General features: G+C 71.2%; 13 protein-coding genes and 1 pseudogene. 9 read left to right on the top strand and 5 right to left on the bottom strand.

The window, feature by feature from the left end:
* Positions 1-28: 28 nt before the first annotated feature.
* Both fomD and ACZ4VA_RS30065 read left to right on the top strand, forming a co-directional pair.
* A complete protein-coding gene (gene fomD, locus ACZ4VA_RS30060; RefSeq protein ID WP_355780933.1) occupies positions 29-718 on the top strand; it encodes a cytidylyl-2-hydroxypropylphosphonate hydrolase in 690 nt (229 codons plus the stop codon).
* A gap of 356 nt (positions 719-1,074) precedes the next feature.
* Positions 1,075-3,243: a SpoIIE family protein phosphatase gene (locus ACZ4VA_RS30065; protein ID WP_468083163.1), complete on the top strand. Its 2,169-nt coding sequence runs from the start codon at positions 1,075-1,077 to the stop codon at positions 3,241-3,243.
* Between the two features lie 81 nt (positions 3,244-3,324).
* Here the strand turns inward: ACZ4VA_RS30065 and ACZ4VA_RS30070 are convergent, their stop codons facing one another.
* Positions 3,325-5,607, bottom strand: a complete 2,283-nt coding sequence (locus tag ACZ4VA_RS30070; protein WP_468083165.1) for a transglycosylase domain-containing protein — start codon at positions 5,605-5,607, stop codon at positions 3,325-3,327.
* 312 nt (positions 5,608-5,919) lie between these two features.
* Here ACZ4VA_RS30070 and ACZ4VA_RS30075 point away from each other — a divergent pair, with 312 nt between their 5' ends.
* Positions 5,920-6,867, top strand: a complete 948-nt coding sequence (locus tag ACZ4VA_RS30075; RefSeq protein WP_356171139.1) for an SPFH domain-containing protein — start codon at positions 5,920-5,922, stop codon at positions 6,865-6,867.
* Positions 6,864-7,130, top strand: a complete 267-nt coding sequence (locus tag ACZ4VA_RS30080; protein ID WP_356171136.1) for a type II toxin-antitoxin system antitoxin — start codon at positions 6,864-6,866, stop codon at positions 7,128-7,130. Before ACZ4VA_RS30075 ends, ACZ4VA_RS30080 begins: the two co-directional genes overlap by 4 nt.
* 143 nt (positions 7,131-7,273) lie before the next feature.
* On the opposite strand, the gene ACZ4VA_RS30085 is transcribed toward ACZ4VA_RS30080, so the two are convergent.
* Positions 7,274-8,578 carry a phospholipase D-like domain-containing protein gene (locus ACZ4VA_RS30085; RefSeq protein WP_355779636.1) on the bottom strand — a complete coding sequence of 435 codons (1,305 nt, stop codon included), beginning with the start codon at positions 8,576-8,578 and terminating at the stop codon, positions 7,274-7,276.
* A gap of 744 nt (positions 8,579-9,322) precedes the next feature.
* Between ACZ4VA_RS30085 and ACZ4VA_RS30090 the strand changes: the two genes are divergently transcribed.
* From ACZ4VA_RS30090 to ACZ4VA_RS30100, 3 genes are read left to right on the top strand one after another with little or no spacing between them, the layout of a single operon-like run.
* Positions 9,323-9,847 carry a PadR family transcriptional regulator gene (locus tag ACZ4VA_RS30090; protein ID WP_355779633.1) on the top strand — a complete coding sequence of 175 codons (525 nt, stop codon included), beginning with the start codon at positions 9,323-9,325 and terminating at the stop codon, positions 9,845-9,847.
* The gene (locus ACZ4VA_RS30095) at positions 9,844-10,533 is read left to right on the top strand and encodes an ABC transporter ATP-binding protein (RefSeq protein WP_355779630.1); all 690 of its coding nucleotides are present in this window, start codon (positions 9,844-9,846) and stop codon (positions 10,531-10,533) included. The genes ACZ4VA_RS30090 and ACZ4VA_RS30095 overlap by 4 nt, the downstream gene beginning before the upstream one ends.
* Complete coding sequence (locus ACZ4VA_RS30100; RefSeq protein WP_468083169.1) at positions 10,530-12,869, top strand: ABC transporter permease; 2,340 nt, start codon at positions 10,530-10,532, stop codon at positions 12,867-12,869. The genes ACZ4VA_RS30095 and ACZ4VA_RS30100 overlap by 4 nt, the downstream gene beginning before the upstream one ends.
* Before the next feature lie 22 nt (positions 12,870-12,891).
* Here ACZ4VA_RS30100 and ACZ4VA_RS30105 read toward each other — a convergent pair whose 3' ends face one another.
* Complete coding sequence (locus ACZ4VA_RS30105) at positions 12,892-13,788, bottom strand: LysR substrate-binding domain-containing protein (RefSeq protein WP_356171165.1); 897 nt, start codon at positions 13,786-13,788, stop codon at positions 12,892-12,894.
* A gap of 305 nt (positions 13,789-14,093) precedes the next feature.
* Here ACZ4VA_RS30105 and ACZ4VA_RS30110 point away from each other — a divergent pair, with 305 nt between their 5' ends.
* Both ACZ4VA_RS30110 and ACZ4VA_RS30115 read left to right on the top strand, forming a co-directional pair.
* A complete protein-coding gene (locus ACZ4VA_RS30110; RefSeq protein WP_355792165.1) occupies positions 14,094-14,648 on the top strand; it encodes a peroxiredoxin in 555 nt (184 codons plus the stop codon).
* A gap of 5 nt (positions 14,649-14,653) precedes the next feature.
* Positions 14,654-15,187, top strand: coding sequence for an alkyl hydroperoxide reductase (locus tag ACZ4VA_RS30115; RefSeq protein WP_356171121.1), 534 nt, complete (start codon positions 14,654-14,656; stop codon positions 15,185-15,187).
* A 26-nt stretch (positions 15,188-15,213) separates the two neighbouring features.
* On the opposite strand, the pseudogene ACZ4VA_RS30120 reads toward ACZ4VA_RS30115, so the two are convergent.
* Positions 15,214-16,673: pseudogene (locus ACZ4VA_RS30120) on the bottom strand (AI-2E family transporter).
* Positions 16,674-16,821: 148 nt separating this feature from the next.
* Positions 16,822-17,520 (bottom strand): aggregation-promoting factor C-terminal-like domain-containing protein, encoded by a 699-nt coding sequence (locus ACZ4VA_RS30125; protein ID WP_452922221.1) that lies wholly within the window; start codon positions 17,518-17,520, stop codon positions 16,822-16,824.
* Positions 17,521-17,745 lie beyond the last annotated feature (225 nt).

Genomic DNA, 17,745 nt, shown 5'->3' on the forward strand with positions numbered 1-17,745 from the left:
GTATGCCTGTGGCACCTAATATCTGTTCATGGCGGACGGTGGAGCGGTGAGGCGCGAAGAGGGCGGATCGACGGCGCGCTGGGCCCCCGGCGACCGCATCCTGTGGCGGTACCGGGAGAACGCGGGCGAGCGCGTGCACATCTGCCGTCCCGTGACCGTCGTGCGCGACGACGACGAACTGCTCGCGGTGTGGATGGCTCCCGGCACGGAGTGCGTGAAGCCGGTGCTCGCCGACGGAACGCCGGTGCACTCCGAGCCGCTGGAGTCGCGGTACACCAAGCCGCGCGCGGTGCGCCGCGACCGCTGGTCCGGCACCGGCGTACTGAAGTTGGCGCGGCCGGGCGAGCCGTGGTCGGTGTGGCTCTTCTGGGAGCCGGGCTGGCGGTTCAAGAACTGGTACGTGAACCTGGAGGATCCGCTGGTCCGCTGGTCCGGCGGCGTCGACTCCCGGGACCACTTCCTGGACATCTCGGTCCATCCGGACCGGACGTGGCGTTGGCTGGATGAGGACGAGTTCGCACAGGCGCAGGCGGCCGGTCTGATGGATACTCAACTGGCGGAACGGGTACGGGAAGCGGGCCGCTCCGCCGTGGAGGTGATCCGTGCCTGGGGGCCGCCGTTCTCGGAAGGATGGCAGCACTGGCGCCCGGATCCGTCGTGGGGCGTACCGTCGTTGCCGGACGACTGGGACCGTACGCCCGCGCACGTGTCCACGTGAGACCCTTGATGCGCCCCCGTGGTACAAACGTAGGATCGTCCTCCGCATCAGATCGGGTCAAGGCCGGTGCACGGCACCGACGTTGAGGGGTGGTGGCCGGGTGACGGGAGGGCGCACAGCAGCAACTCCCGCAGCAAGCGCTGGGCTTGGCCAGACGTCACCGAGGGGCGGCAGGACGTGAGCGAGGGGTACGAGGGCCACACGGGTACGGCCCGGCACCGGCGGGACGGGCTGTCCGCGCCGATCGCGGGCCGGTCCGAGGCTCATGACGCGGAAATTCCGTTCCCGGGACACGTATTCCGGGTATCGGCACTTCTGCGGGACGAACTGCACGCACGGCGCGCAGCCCCGGACGGATGGATTCGACACGCGTGACGGAGCACCCGACCTCGCACGAGCGCCACCGGCCCAGTGCCGGACGGCCGCCCACCCCCGCGGACCCCCGCGGGGCGCTCCTGCATACCCCGGAGCAGGTGAGCACTCCCCCGGCCGCGGCGGCGTTCGACCGCGGCGACCCCCACGGCCCCGTGGCGTTACCCGCTCAGGCGCGCACCGGCGACGCCCCGGCAGGTCCGGGCACGACCGCCCAGTGCGCCAAGCAGGGACCCCCCGCCGGCCAGGGCACGGGCACGCCCGCGCCCGGCACGGGTGCGTCCGCCTCGCCCGGCCCCGAGCACACGCAGCCGACGGCCGCCGAGCAGGACCCGCACCGGCCGCGCCCCGCGGAGAGCATCCCGGTCCAGCCGGGCGGCGAGCAGGAACGGACCTCCGCCGGCAAGGACCGGCGCACCGGCCAGGGGCTGCCGCCGAGCGGCCCGATGCCGATGCGCCGCGACGGCGACCGGCTGCGCTTCGTGGGCGCCGCGACCCGGCGGATCGCCCGCGGCATAGACCTGGACGAGATCGTCATGGGCCTGTGCCGGGCCACCGTGCCGACCTTCTCCGACGCGATCCTCGTCTATCTGCGCGACCCGCTGCCCGTGGGCGACGAGCGGCCCACCGGGCCCGTCGTGCTGCGGCTGCGGCGCACCGACCGGATCCCCGAGGAGCGGGACACCGAGGGCGGCTTCATCGCCGCGCTCCAGCCCGAACCGAGCGACCTGTCGACGATGACCGCCGAGCTGTGCGAGGTCCGCCCCGGCGGCGCGCTCGCCGAGGTGCTGCGCGGGGTGCGGCCCGTCTTCGCGGACGCGCCCGCCGCCCGGGCCGCGCTGCCGGAGCTGCTCGGCGACGACCTCTCCGTGCCGGGCGGCCAGCGCGCCATCCTGGCCCCGCTGCGGGGCCGGCGCCGGGTCATCGGCGCGGCGCTCTTCCTGCGCCGGCCCGAGCGCATGGCCTTCGAGACCGACGACCTGCTGGTGGCCGCCCAGCTCGCCACGCACAGCGCGCTCGGCATCGACAAGGCGGTGCTGTACGGCCGCGAGGCGTACATCGCCGACGAGCTCCAGCGCACGATGCTGCCCGAGACGCTGCCGCGCCCCACCGGCGTACGGCTGGCGTCCCGCTACCTGCCGGCCGCCGAGACCGCGCGCGTGGGCGGCGACTGGTACGACGCGATCCCGCTGCCGGGCAGCCGTGTCGCCCTCGTCGTCGGTGACGTCATGGGCCACTCGATGACGTCCGCGGCCATCATGGGCCAGCTGCGCACCACCGCGCAGACCCTCGCCGGGCTCGACCTGCCGCCGCAGGAGGTGCTGCACCACCTGGACGAGCAGGCCCAGCGGCTGGGCACCGACCGCATGGCGACCTGCCTGTACGCCGTCTACGACCCGGTCGCGCACCGCATCACGATCGCCAACGCGGGCCACCCGCCGCCCGTCCTGCTGCACCTGGGCGGCCGGGCCGAGGTGCTGCGGGTGCCGCCGGGCGCCCCGATCGGCGTGGGCGGGGTCGACTTCGAGGCCGTCGAGCTGGACGCGCCCGCCGGAGCCACCCTGCTCCTCTACACCGACGGCCTGGTGGAGTCCCGGCTGCGGGACGTGTGGACCGGGATAGAGCAGCTGCGGGAGCGTCTCGCGGCCACCGCGCAGCTGACCGGGCCCGACCATCCGCCGCCGCTCGAAGCCCTCTGCGACGAGGTGCTCGACATGCTCGGCCCGGGCGACCGGGACGACGACATCGCCCTGCTCGCCGCCCGGTTCGACGGGATCGCGCCGAGCGACGTCGCGTACTGGACCCTGGAGCCCGAGGACTCGGCACCCGGGCGGGCCCGGCGGCTCGCGCGCCGCGCGCTGTCCCGCTGGGGTCTGGAGGACATGAGCGACTCCGTGGAACTGCTCGTCAGCGAGGTCGTGACCAACGCCGTGCGCTACGCCTCGCGGCCGGTCACCCTGCGCCTGCTGCGCACGGACGTGCTGCGCTGCGAGGTCGGCGACGACGTGCCGCAGCTGCCGAGGCTGCGCCAGGCACGCGCCACGGACGAGGGCGGGCGCGGCCTGTACCTGGTGAACCGGCTGGCGCGGCGGTGGGGCGCGACCAGGCTGAGCACCGGCAAGGTCGTCTGGTTCGAGCTGAACCGCAGCTGACGCACCGCCCCGCGGACCGCGGGGACCCCGCACGAACTTGGAGGGCGCCCGGCCGGTCGGCCGGGCGCCCTCCTCGTGTGGTCAGCGTTCCTCGCCGCCGGGACGCAACGGGTCCTCGGGCAGCCCGCCGCTCGCCGACGGGCTCGGCGTGACCGACGGCTTCGTCGGCGGCTTCGTCGTCGGCTTGGTCGAGGGCGTCTCGCTGTCGCTCGTCGGCGGCTCGGTCGTCGGCTCCTTGGTCGTCGGCGTCGACGAGGGGGTCTCGCTCGGGGTCGGCGTCGCCGACGGGGTCTCGGTCGGCCCGACCGCCGCGCCCTGGGTGGTCTCCAGGTCGAACCGGGTGACCTTGCCCATGGCGTCGAAGGTGTACGAGGCCCAGATCTGGGCGGGGTACCCGCCGCCGTTGATGCGGCCGCTGCCCGGGACGAGTCCCGTTGCGCCCTTCAGGGAGACCTGCGTGTGCTTCTTGGCGTCCTCGCCGAAGAGGCCCACCGAGGTGACGAGGTTCGGCGTGTAGCCGGTGAACCAGGCCGACTTGTTGTTGTCGGACGTACCGGTCTTGCCGGCGACCTGCTGGCCGTTGCGGTGCACCGCCTGCGCCACCGACACCCGGGCCGTACCGTCGTCGACCACGCCGGTCAGCACGGAGGTGACGGTGTCGGCGGCCTCGCGGCTGATGACCCGCTCGCCGACCGCGTCCGGGAACTCGACGTCGTAGTCCTTGTGCTCGGCCGTCTTGACCACGGCCGGGGTGACCTTCTTGCCGTGGTTGTCGAGGGTGGCGTAGACGCCGGCCATCTCCAGCGGGCTGGCCCCCATGGTGCCGAGGGTCTGCGCGGGCACCGCCTGCAGGCCCTCGGTGTCCATGCCGAGGTCGCCCGCGGTCTTGAGGACCTCGTCCATGCCGACGTCGACGCCCATCTGCGCGAAGACGGAGTTGACGGACTTGTTCATCGCGGTCTGGACGGTGACGTCGCCGTAGCTCTGGTTGTCCTCGTTCGGCGGCGCGAACCCGACCTTGGCGCCCCGGTCCACGACCGGGCGCCTGCTGGTGCCGTCGTAGACCGTGCTCGCGTTGATCGGCTTGCCGTCCTGCGTGGTGGCGCCCTGGTCGAGGGCGGCGGCGAGGATCAGCGGCTTGAAGGTGGACGCCGGCTGGTAGTCGCGCCGGGTCGCGTTGTTCACGAAGTGCTTGACGTAGTTCTTGCCGCCGTACAGCGCGAGGACCTTGCCCGTCTTCGGGTCCACGGACGCGGCGCCCGCCTGGACGTCGCCGTCGACCGGACGCTTCTTCGCGTTCAGCTTGCTGGTCAGCTGGGTCTTGACCGCGTCCTCCAGCTGCTCCTGCTTCTTCTTGTCGATGTTCAGGGTGAGCGTCCAGCCGCCCGCCTCGACCTTCGCCTCGGCGTCCTCCAGGCTGCTGGCGGAGCCCTGCGCGACGAGCTGCCTCATGAGCGCCTTGTTGGCCGCGTCGACGAGGTAGCCGGTCTGGCCCTCCATGCCCGGCGCGCCCTTGGGGTCCTTCGGCACGGGGAACGTCATGCCCTGGCGCTCGCCCGCGTCCAGCCAGCCCTGCTCGACCATGTTGTCGAGCGTGTAGTTCCAGCGGTTCCTGACCAGCTTCTTGCCGGTGTCCGTGGCGACCGCCCAGTCGTACTGGCTCGGGGCCTGGAGGAGCGAGGCGAGGTAGGCGCCCTGCTCGACCGACAGGCGCTTGGCGTCCACCTGGTAGTAGGCCTGCGCCGCCGCCTGGATGCCGTAGGCGCCGCGGCCGTAGTAGCTGGTGTTGATGTAGCCCGCGAGGATGGCCTCCTTGGACTTCTGGCGGTCCACCTTGAGCGAGATGACCAGTTCCTTCAGCTTGCGCGTGACGGTCTGGTCCTGCGTGAGGTAGTAGTTCTTCACGTACTGCTGCGTGATCGTCGAGCCGCCCTGCTTGCCCTTGCCGGAGAGGGTGTTGACCAGACCGCGGGCGGTGCCCTTGAGGTCGACGCCCGAGTCGCTGTAGAAGGACTTGTTCTCGGCGGCGACGAAGGTCCGCTGGACCTTCTTGGGCACCTTCGCGAGGTCGACGATCTCGCGGTTGACGTCGCCCGTGCGGGCCAGGACCGAGCCGTCCTCGTACTCGTAGACGTTGCTCTGGAGCTTCGCGGCCGCGTTGCCCTCGGGGACGTCGACGACCAGGTACAGCACGACGAACGCGCCCATGACGAGGAGGCACAGGCCGAAGAACGTGCCGACGATCTTCTTCCAGGTGAAGAAGCGGCGTATGCCCCCGCGGCTGCCCTTGGCCCCGGTCGAGCTCCGGGGCGCCGCGCGGCGGCCACCACGCTGCCGCGCTCGTCTCTCTTCCGCTCGTCCCATGGGTCCGATCCGCTCCGCTTCGGTCTCGTGGCGTGTGGTCGTGCCGCGCTCGTGTGGCGCGTCCACTCTCGTGCGTCACACAGGTTCGTCGCTCAGGTCAGCTCAGAAAGCTAACACCGCGCGGTATGACAAAGCGCTGCCGATCCGGTCTTTTACGGACGTGAGAATCAGCACCCGCTTCTCACTCAACCGACGATCCAGGGATGCGGAAGGTTGCCGGGCGCGATAAAGTGATATCACTTAGCTAGAACAAGGCTTTCACACCAGTGCCGTACGGCCAGGGCCGCGCGGCACGAGACAGGGGGGACGACCATGTCCGCACACGACACCGCACAGGGCGCGCCGGCCGAGGCCGACCTGCCGGACATGCCCGCGCCGCGGGTCCGGGAGTTCGCCGCGCACAGCATCGGCGGCGGGCTGGCCCTGCTGCTGGGACTGCTCGGGCTGGTGGCGGGCGCCGGGGCCGTCGCCGCCGGAGCCTCGGTCACGGACACCGGCTTCAAGGCCGTGCTGATCACCGGCGGCATCCTGATCGGCATCGCGGCCTTCTTCGCCATGTGCGGCCTGAACACGGTGGCGCCGGGCGAGGCCCGGGTGGTCCAGCTCTTCGGGCGCTACCGGGGGACCATCCGGCAGGACGGGCTGCGCTGGGTGAACCCGCTGACGTCCAGGACCAAGATCTCCACGCGGGTGCGCAACCACGAGACGGCCGTCCTCAAGGTCAACGACGCGTACGGCAACCCGATCGAGCTCGCCGCGGTCGTGGTGTGGCGGGTCGAGGACACCGCGCAGGCGAGCTTCGAGGTGGACGACTTCCTGGAGTTCGTCGCCACCCAGACCGAGGCGGCCGTCCGGCACATCGCCATCGAGTACCCCTACGACGCCCACGAGGAGGGCGGCCTGTCACTGCGGGGCAACGCGGAGGAGATCACCGAGAAGCTCGCCGTCGAGCTGCACGCGCGCGTGGAGGCCGCCGGCGTGCAGATCATCGAGTCGCGCTTCACGCACCTCGCGTACGCTCCCGAGATCGCGTCGGCGATGCTCCAGCGCCAGCAGGCGGGAGCGGTCGTGGCGGCGCGCCGGCAGATCGTCGACGGCGCCGTCGGGATGGTCGAGGCGGCGATCGCCAGGATCAGCGAAAGGGACATCGTGGAGCTGGACTCCGAGCGGAAGGCGGCGATGGTGTCGAACCTGATGGTGGTGCTCTGCGGGGACCGCGCGGCGCAGCCCGTCCTGAACACCGGGTCCCTCTACCAGTGACGGCTCCCACGGAAGGCACCCCCGGGGAGGGGGCGCCCCGGCGTCGGCCGCAGCAGCGCAAGCAGGTGCTGCTGCGGCTGGACCCGCTCGTCCACGACGCGCTGGCCCGCTGGGCGGGCGACGAGCTGCGGTCCGCCAACGCCCAGATCGAGTTCCTGCTGCGGCGGGCGCTGGCCGAGGCCGGGCGCCTGCCGGGGGCCGCGGGGCCGATCCCCCGCCGGGGCCGGCCGCCGGCCTCCACGGAGGAGCGCCCGGAGGACTAGGGCTTGTCCGACGGATCATGCCGGAGACACGGGGGCTGCAAGGCACTGCCGATTTCCTCCGACTTGATCCGTCGGACAAGCCCTAGGTGCGGTTCGAAGAACTCACCGTGCGGTACCCCCAGGTCACGAGCGGCGGGGAATGCCTACTCCTTGACCTGCTTCGGGTCGATCGGAATCTCGCGTGCCGTGTTCTCGGCGCGCTCCTCGGCGCCCAGCTTCAGCGTTGCGGTCCCGCAGCAGCGGTCGTACTGGTCCTGCCAGTCCGTCATGAACGCGTCATAGCTGGACTGGCCGACCAGCTTCAGGTCCGACTCGTCGTTGTGCCAGACGCCGTTGCTCGTCCAGTTCGCGGAGCCGACGAACACGATTCTGGAGTCGACCGCACCCGCGTAGCCGCCGCTGACCATCATGTACTTGTCGTGTGTGTAGTGCAGGGCGTTGCCGTTCGCGTCGGTTCCGCGGGTGGTGTCGTGCACGGAGATGTTCGGCCGGTCCTTCAGGTAGTTCTGCACGCTGCTGTCGACCTGGCCGGCGGTGAGGAGTACGCGGATCTTGACGCCGGTCTGTGCCAGGCTCACCAGCTTCTTCGGCAGTTCGAGATAGTTCCGGTCGCCCGGCTGCCCGTGAGAGGTCCACTCGAACATGGCTATGTTGATCGTGGCCGGCGCCTTGACGTTGTTCAGGAAGTCGACCCAGGTGTCGCTCTTGGAGCGCGCCTTGGGCCACTGGTAGGAGGGCGGGGACAGTGTCCTGGCGGCCTGGCCGTCGGTGGAGCTGTAGTAGTCGGGCATCAGCGGGCCCGGACCGTTGAGCGCCCCCTTGGCCATGGCGGTGAAGTAGCGGGCGTAGAGGTTGTACAGGTCGACGTTGCCCTTGACGGTGGCGCTGCTGTTCCACGCGGTATTGGCCTGGGCGGGCGTGGGGTTGGCGCTGCTGACGGTCACGGTCCTGTTCGCGTCGCTCCCGCCGCTGAACATGTAGTACTTCGCGTGCAGGGCGGAGCCGGAATAGTGGGTCAGGCAGCCGCCCGGGCACAGCGCGGCGAAGCTGGAGGCCCGCGGATCGTTGCCCAGCTCGGTGACCAACGACTGCCAGACCGCGTTGTCGCTGTGCACGTCCATCAGCGCCTTGACGATGACGCCGCGCTGGTGCGCGGCGATCAGGGCGTTGGCGAAGTCCGGGCCCGGCTGCGTGCCGCCGATCGAGTACATGGCGACGCGTATGGTCTGCCCGCAACCGGCGCTGTTGATCGATTCGATGATCGGGCCCATGACGTTCATCCGGGCGTCGGGGTCCTCCGGGTCGTTGAAGCGAGGACCCGGTGTCGAGGTGAACGTCCGGGACTCGCAACTGAGAGGAGTCTTGGCCTTCTTGACCGCGGCGTGCGCCGCGGTCGGCGACAGCGCGGTGACGGCCAGTGCACTGATCAACGTGAGCGTTCGCTTCATGGACGGGCCTTTCGCTGGGCTGTTGCCGATGACGAGTCGGGCGTTGCTGTACTGATCGCCCCATGGGTGGTCGCCGAGGCGAGCCCGGCAGCCGGGGTTCGCCCAGCACGTCGCACAGCCCTCCCCGTCGATCTCCGCCGTGCGGTCGCGCCGGAGTGGGCCGCGCCGGCCGAGCCGCCGACGCGGTGAGGAGGCCGCCGGTCAGCGGCGCTGCCGCGACGTTCGCGGCAAGGACGTGTACGCGTGTCGGGAGCGGGGCCGGGAATGCGCCTGTGCTCGGCCATGCGCGATGGGATCGGGACATCCGGCGGAGATCCCGGTCGATGAAGTGCTGGTCCGTCGGTGTCTGCTCGAAGTTGTTCCATGTATGACCCACTGATCCTGTCCGGCAATCAGGAGACTCGCGATGGCGTCGAAGGGTTGCACGAGGAGACAGGAAAGCAGGCACGCAGGCAGGGGAGTTGGAAGTGGGGACGGGCCACGGGAGCGGTGCCCTCCACCAGCGCATGGGGCAGGCCGACTGCGGCATGGGACGGATAAGCCCCGCCGCGCCCCGGCCGGCCTCCATCGCAGCCTCCCCGAGAGGGCGGGCCCCAGGAAGCGGCAGGCAGCGGTCCCGGGCAGGGGCCGGCGTTCTTACAGAACCGTGACAACCCGCTCCGACCTGCGGGGCGCCACGTTGCGCCATGATCTATTCGCGGTGTGTATACGCGGGGTGTATACGCCCTGTGTAGAGTGCTCCGCATGTCCATCGGTCACACACTCCTGGGACTCCTCGAGTCCGGGCCCCGCCACGGCTACGACCTCAAGCGGGCCTTCGACGAAAAGTTCGGTCACGACCGGTCGCTGCACTACGGCCAGGTCTACTCCACGATGTCCCGCCTGCTGAAGAACGGCCTCGTGGAGGTCGACGGGATCGAGGCGGGCGGCGGGCCGGAGCGCAAGCGGTACGCGATCACCGAGGCCGGCATCACCGACGTCCAGCGCTGGCTCGCGACCCCCGAACCGCCCGAGCCGTACCTCCAGTCGACCCTGTACACGAAGGTCGTCCTGGCCCTGCTCACCCACCGCGACGCGGCCGAGATCCTCGACACGCAGCGCGCCGAGCACCTGCGCATGATGCGCATCCTGACCGACCGCAAGCGCAAGGGCGACCTCGCGGACCAGCTGATCTGCGACCACGCCCTCTTCCATCTGGAGGCCGACCTGCGGTGGCTCGAACTCACCGCCGCGCGCCTCGACAAGCTCGCCGAGGTGGTGACCCGATGACTCCTCCCCCCGGTTCCCTGCTGACGGCGACGGAACTGCGCAAGACGTACGGCCCGACCGCCGCCCTGGACGGCGCCGAGTTCTCCATCCACCCGGGCGAGGTCGTCGCCGTGATGGGCCCCTCCGGCTCCGGCAAGTCCACCCTGCTGCACTGCCTCGCCGGCATCGTCCCGCCCGACTCCGGCTCGATCATGTACGACGGCCGGGAGATGGCCGGCATGAGCGACGCCGAACGCAGCTCCCTGCGGCGCAGCGACTTCGGGTTCGTCTTCCAGTTCGGCCAGCTCGTCCCCGAGCTGACCTGCGTCGAGAACGTGGCCCTCCCCCTGCGGCTGAACGGCACCGGTCGCAAGGAGGCCGAGCGCACCGCCCTGTCCTGGATGGAGCGCCTGGAGGTCGACGACCTGGCGGGCAAGCGCCCCGGCGAGGTCTCCGGCGGTCAGGGGCAGCGCGTCGCCGTCGCCCGCTCGCTGGTCACCAGCCCGCGGGTGCTGTTCGCCGACGAGCCGACGGGCGCGCTCGACTCGCTCAACGGCGAGCGCGTGATGGAACTGCTCACGGACGCGGCCCGGTCGACCAACGCCGCCGTCGTCCTCGTCACGCACGAGGCACGCGTGGCCGCCTACTCCGACCGGGAGATCGTCGTCCGCGACGGCAGGTCCCGCGACATGGAGCGCGTCGTATGAGCGCCCGCCAGTGGTCCCGGGACCTGGCCATGGGCGCCAGGTTCGCGGTCACGGGCGGCCGCGAGGGCTGGGGGCGCGTCCTCCTGACGGCCGTCGGCGTGGGACTCGGCGTGGCGCTGCTGCTGCTCACGACGGCCCTGCCGAGCGCCCTCGGCGCCCGGCACGACCGGGAGCGCGCCCGCAACGACATGACGTACAGCTCGCTGGTCGCGAAGAAGAGCGACCGGACGCTGCTCGTGGGCACCGCCGACACCACCTTCCGCTCCGACGACGTGCGCGGACGGCTGCTCCAGCCCGAGGGCGCACACGCGCCCCTGCCGCCAGGCGTGCGGAAGTTCCCCGCGGCCGGCGAGATGGTCGTCTCCCCCGGCCTGGAGCGGCTGCTGAAGTCCGACGAGGGCCGGCTGCTGCGCGAACGGCTGCCGTACCGGATCACGGGGACGGTCGGCGACGCCGGGCTGGTCGGACCGCACGAACTCGTCTTCTACGCCGGCTCCCGGGACCTGGCCGGGGCGGACCGCACGAGCGGTGTCCGCATCGAGCGCATCAAGTCCTTCGGGTCGACGGACCAGAACGGCGAACAGCTCGACCCCGTACTGCTGTTGCTCATCCTGATCGTCTTCGTGGTGCTGCTGATGCCGGTCGGCGTCTTCATCGCCGCGGCGGTGCGGTTCGGCGGCGAGCGGCGCGACCGCAGGCTGGCGGCGCTGCGCCTGGTCGGCGCCGACGGGCGGATGACCCGCAGGATCGCGGCCGGTGAGGCTCTGGCGGGCGCGCTCGTCGGGCTCGTCCTCGGCGCCGGGTTTTTCCTGGCCGGCCGCGAACTCGCCGGGATGCTGGAGCTGTTCCAGATCAGCGTGTTCCCCGGCGACCTCAACCCGACGCCCGCGCTGGTGGCGCTGGTCGCCGTCGCCGTCCCGGCCGCCGCGGTCGCGGTGACCCTCTTCGCGCTGCGCGGGGTGGTCATCGAGCCGCTGGGCGTCGTCCGCACGGCCCGGCCCGCACGGCGTCGGTTGTGGTGGCGGCTGCTGGTGCCGCTCGGCGGACTGGCGCTGCTCTACCCGATGGTCGGGCAGGGGCGGGACGACGGGAACTTCAACCAGTACATGGTGGTCGGCGGTGTCATCCTGCTGCTGGTCGGCGTCACCGCGCTGCTTCCCTGGGTGGTCGAGTCCGTCGTGGCCCGGCTCGACTCCGGCGGGGTGGCCTGGCAATTGGCCGTACGCAGGCTCCAGTTGAGCAGCGGCAGCGCGGCGCGCATGGTCAACGGCATCGCGGTGGCGGTGGCGGGTGCGATCGCCCTGCAGATGCTGTTCGCGGGGGTCGAGGGCGACTACACCAAGGAGTCCCGCAACGACCTCTCGCGGGCGCAGATGCAGGTGACCGTGCAGCACGGCGTCCCGGTGGCCGAGGCCGCCGGGCGGCTGGAGCGGACCGAGGGCGTACGGCACGTGACGCCGTTGTCCTACGCCACCGTCGGCGAGCGCGCCAAGGACCCCGAGGCGTCCGTGAACCTGACCGTCGGCGACTGCGCGTCGCTGCGCGAGGTGGCGCGGCTGTCCTCGTGCCGGGACGGTGACGTCTTCGCCGTGCAGGGCGCCGCGTACGACGGCGGGACCGCCGACCTGGGCAAGCCCGGCAGGAAGCTCTACATCGACCCCTCCTACGACGGCAGCCCCAAGCGCCACCAGATCGCCTGGACCGTGCCGAAGGACCTCAGGAAGGCGGGGTCGCGTGAGGACCCGACGGGCTGGGAGCGCGGCGGGATCCTGATCACCACGGGCGCCCTGCCGGCGAACGCGGCGGCGGCCGTGGAGGGCCAGCTCTTCCTCAGGATCGACGGGACGGTGCCGGACGTCCGCGAGCACGTCCGCAACACCGCTGCGACGCTCGGACCGCTGACCAACGCCAACTCCTGGTCGTCGATGGAGCGTTCGGGACGCTTCACCTCCATCCGCACGGGTCTGTTCGTCGGCGCGACCTGCGTCCTCTTCCTGATCGGCGCGAGCCTGCTGGTCTCGCAGCTGGAGCAGTTGCGCGAGCGCAAGAAGCTGCTGTCGGCGCTGGTCGCCTTCGGCACCCGGCGCCGGACGTTGAGCCTGTCGGTGCTGTGGCAGACCGCGATCCCGATCACCCTGGGCCTGCTGCTCGCCACCACGGTGGGCCTGACCCTCGGCACCGTCCTGCTGAAGATGACGGACACCTCGGTGACGGTGGACTGGTCGAGCGTGCTGTCGATGGCGGGCGTCGGCGCGGGCGTCGTCCTGCTGGTGACGGCGCTGAGCCTGCCGCCGTTGCTGCGGCTGATGCGGCCGGACGGCCTGCGCACGGAGTAGCCCGGCCGGGCCCGTCCGGGGGTCAGAGCACCCGGACGGGCAGCGGCCGCAGCGCGTCCCGGAGCGCCCCGGCCAGCTCCTCGTACTCGGCGCCCCGCGCGGCACCGGCGCGCATGGCGAGCGCGATCCGCCGGGTGGGCGCCGGGTCCTCGAAGTACCCGGTGAGGAGCTGGTTGCTGCGGCTCGTCTCGACCTTGACGGCGGTGCGCGGCAGCAGGGTCACACCGAGGCCGCCGGCCACCAGCTGGACCAGCGTGGAGAGTCCGGCGGCGGTCGTGGTGACGGGCGCGTCCGCGCGTCCGGCCTCCCGGCAGATGTCGAGCGCCTGGTCGCGCAGGCAGTGGCCCTCGTCCAGGAGCAGCAGGTTCAGCTCGCGCAGCGCCTGGCGGGGGATGCCCTCCCGGCCGCCGAGCCAGTGGTCGAGCGGGGTGACGAGCACGAAGTCCTCGTCGAAGAGCGGGAGTTCGACGACGCCGGGCACGCCGAGCGGCACAGCGAGCAGCAGCAGGTCCAGCCGTCCCACGGCCAGGCCCTCCAGCAGGTTGGCCGTCTGCTCCTCGTGGACCTGGAGGTCGAGGTCGGGATAGCGGTCGTGCACCAGCTTCAGGACGGTCGGCAGCAGGTACGGCGCCACGGTGGGGATCACCCCGAGCCGGAGCACGCCGGTGAACGGGGCCCGTACCGCCTCGGCCTCCTCCATCAGCGCCCCGACCGCGTCCAGCACGGCCTTGGCGCGTACGGCGAGACGCTCGCCCTCGGGTGACAGGAGCACCTTGCGGGTCGTGCGCTCCAGCAGCGTCACCCCGAGGGTCTCCTCCAGGGCCGACACCGCGCCGGACAGGGCGGGCTGGCTCATGCCGATCGCGGCGGCGGCGTCCCGGAAGTGCAGGTGCTCGGCGACGGCGGCGAAGGCCCGCAGCTGCGCGAGACTGGGCTGCCGCCGCCCGTTGCCCTTGGCTCCGAGGGCGCCCTTGGCCCCCAGGGAGCCCTTGGCGCCCAGTGCCCCCGCGGGACCGGCCGGACCGCCGAGGACTCCGGGACCCGTCGAACTCCTGGCGCCCGCCATGGCCATACCCCTTACTCATTGCTACTGATAGCCCACACCGATCAACACGACCGAGTGTAGCTATTTCACTAATCAATGCAGCCTGTGCCAACATCATCAGCGTCCAACCCATGGGAAAGGCCCCCAAAAGGGGCGTTTCCTCGCTGCAAGGAGAGCGCGTGCTCACTGTCGGTGACAAGTTCCCCGAGTTCGACCTGACCGCCTGCGTCTCGCTGGAGAAGGGCGAGGAGTTCCAGCAGATCAACCACAAGACCTACGAGGGTCAGTGGAAGGTCATCTTCGCGTGGCCCAAGGACTTCACCTTCGTGTGCCCGACCGAGATCGCCGCCTTCGGCAAGCTGAACAGCGAGTTCGCCGACCGTGACGCCCAGGTCCTCGGCTTCTCCGGCGACTCCGAGTTCGTGCACCACGCCTGGCGCAAGGACCACGACGACCTGCGCGACCTGCCGTTCCCGATGATGGCGGACTCCAAGCACGAGCTCATGCGCGACCTCGGCATCGAGGGCGAGGACGGCTTCGCCAAGCGCGCCGTCTTCATCGTCGACCAGAACAACGAGATCCAGTTCTCCATGGTGACCGCCGGCTCCGTCGGCCGTAACCCCAAGGAGGTCCTGCGGGTCCTGGACGCCCTCCAGACGGACGAGCTGTGCCCGTGCAACTGGACCAAGGGCGAGAACACCCTCGACCCGGTCGCGCTGCTGGCCGGTGAGTGACCCCCATGGCCCTCGATGAACTGAAGTCCGCCATACCGGACTACGCCAAGGACCTCCGCCTGAACCTCGGTTCGGTGATCGGCAACTCCGAGCTCCCGCAGCAGCAGCTGTGGGGCACGGTGCTCGCCTGCGCCATCGCGTCCCGCTCACCGCGTGTGCTGCGCGAGCTGGAGCCCGAGGCGAAGGCGAACCTCTCGCCGGAGGCGTACACGGCCGCCAAGTCGGCCGCCGCGATCATGGCGATGAACAACGTCTTCTACCGGACGCGGCACCTGCTCTCCGACCCGGAGTACGGGACGCTGCGGGCGGGTCTGCGGATGAACGTCATCGGCAACCCCGGTGTCGAGAAGGTCGACTTCGAGCTGTGGTCGCTGGCCGTCTCGGCCGTCAACGGCTGCGGGCAGTGCCTCGACTCGCACGAGCAGGTGCTGCGCAAGGCCGGCGTCGACCGCGAGACGATCCAGGAGGCGTTCAAGATCGCCTCGGTGATCCAGGCGGTCGGCACGACGCTCGACGCCGAGGCCGTCCTCGCCGAGTAGTCCCTCCCCCGGCTCAGGAGCCCCGCTCACCTCTGTGGTGGGCGGGGCTCCGGCCGTTCTCGCGGTTGTGCTCCGCCGGGCCCGTCCGCGGGCCCCGCGGACGGGCTCAGGCGTCCGGCGGAGGCGGCGGCGCCTGGCGCAGGGCCGTCTCCTCGGCGTACGAACGGAGGTAGCCGACCACGGTGTTGGTCACGGCGACCAGGGGCACCGCGACGACCGCGCCGCCGATTCCGGCGATCATCCCGCCCGCGGCGACGGACAGCACGACGGCCAGCGGATGCACCCGCACCGCGCGGCCGAGGATGAACGGCTGGAGGATGTGGCCCTCGATCTGCTGCACGGCGAGGACCACGGCCAGCACCATGACGGCCGCGAACACGCCCTGGGTGACGAGCGCGACGACGACGGCGAGCGCTCCCGACACCACCGCGCCCACCAGCGGGATGAACGCGAAGAGGAAGATGAAGACGGCGAGCGGCACGGCCATCGGCACGTCGAGGAAGTAGATGCCGAGGCCGATGAAGATGGCGTCGATGAGCGCGACGATCACCGTGCCGCGGACGTAGGCCGTGAGCGTGCGCCAGGCGCGCGGTCCGGCGCCGGCGACACCCGGACGGGCGGCGGCCGGGACGAGCTTGAGCGACCACTCCCAGATCCGCTTGCCGTCGTACAGCAGGAACAGCGTCGAGAACATCGTCAGCAGGATCCCGGTCAGGCCTTCGACGATGACCGTGACGCCCTCCAGCCCGGCGGAGGTGATCTGGTCGGTGTTGGCGCCGACCGCCTCGCGCAGGTTCTTGGCGATCTCGTTGATCTGCTTGTCCGTCACGTGGAACGGGCTGTTGAGGAGCCACTTGCGCAGCTCGTCGATGCCGTCCTGGATCTGGCTGGAGAGGTTGTCGATGTTCTCCATCACCTGCCAGACCACGAACCAGCCGACCAGGCCCATGACGACGAAGCCGAGGATCGCGGTGAGCGCCGTGGCCAGTCCGCGCGGGACGCCGTGCCGGCGCAGCCGCGCCACGGTGGGCTGGAGCAGCGCGGTGACGAGCAGCGCCGTCACGAAGGCGAGCACCACCAGCTGTACGGCGCTGATGACCCGCATCAGCACCCAGACGGTGCCCGCGAGGACGAGCAGCCGCCAGCCGGCCTCGGCCGCGACGCGTACCCCCCACGGCACGGCCGCGGCGGGGTCGGGGCGGGCGGCCACGGCGGGGGCGTACTGCGGGGGCGCGGGGACCTGCTCGGGAGCGGAGTCCTCGGAGTCCTCCGCCCCGGGAGCGGTGGACTCCTCATCGTCGGCCGCCGCCGGGCGTCCCCGGCCGGCCTCGCGGACGCCGGCGGGCACCACGGCGGCACGGGGGACGCCCGTGTCGGCCTCCCCCTGCGTCTCGCGCTCGACCTCGGCGCGGCGCTCGTCCAACCGCTCCCCCAGCTCGGTCAGTTCCGCGCCGATCCGACCGAGCCATCTGGGCACTTGCGACATGATCCGTCCTCTTCCCCCGTTGCTCCCCACCACTCCCCCGGAGTCGTTCCGTCCGACCGTACATGGCGGGGCCACGGCACGGCCGAAGCCCCTCACCCAAGGACGGTGAGGGGCTTCGTGAGGTTGAGCCGCCGTATGCGGCCACCGGCTAGTACCAGTGGTTGGCCTGCCAGAAGGACCAGGCCTCGCACGGGCTGCCGTAGCGGCTGTCCATGTAGTTGAGGCCCCACTTGATCTGGGTGGCCGGGTTCGTCTGCCAGTCGGAACCGACGGACGACATCTTCGAACCGGGCAGTGCCTGGAAGAGACCGTAGGCACCGGAGGAGGCGTTGACCGCCTTGTAGTTCCAGCTGGACTCGTGGTCCACGATGTTGCTGAAGCACTGGAACTGCCCGCTCGGCACCACCTGCCGCGCCATCGCCTGGATCTGCGCGACGGTGTACGAGCTCTGCACGGAGAAGGTGCTGACGTCCCGCGTGGCCGAACGGCTGGCCTTGGCCTCGGCCTCCTTGCGGTCCTTCGCTTCCTGCTCGGCCTTCTCCGCGGCCTTCTGCTTGGCGATCGCGTCCTCGGCGGCCTGCTTGCGAGCCGCTTCCTCCGCGTCCTTCTTGGCGCTGGCGTCCGCGGCGATGGCCTGTGCGTCGGCCTGCTGCGTCAGGGAGGCGGTCTGCACCTGAGCCTGCTGACCCGCGGGTATGTCCGCGAGGAGCGTCGCGTCGCTGGCCGTCGCCTCGGCGTCGTTGGGGGACTGCGCGGTGCTGCCCGCGGCAACACCGGTGACGGCGCCAACAGCGGTGACCGCGGTGGCAGAAGCCACTGCGAATCCCCGGACCGAAATCCGGCTCACTCGGTTTCCTTCCAGCATCGCCCGCTTAGGTGACCCTCGCGGACGCAATCGTGCCCCTCGGCACTGGCCTCCCAACTGCGGGGTCACGGGAGGCGCGGGCCCGGTGGGCAACTCCCTTGCGGGGAGCGCCGCGTGGTGCTCGGGCGGCATACGACGGCTCTATGGAGTTCTGATGTTTCCTGTTGTGCCGTACCGCTGGGGGTACACGTGTGTCGTATGCGGGGC

It is taken from the genome of Streptomyces sp. NPDC028308 (assembly GCF_055565855.1).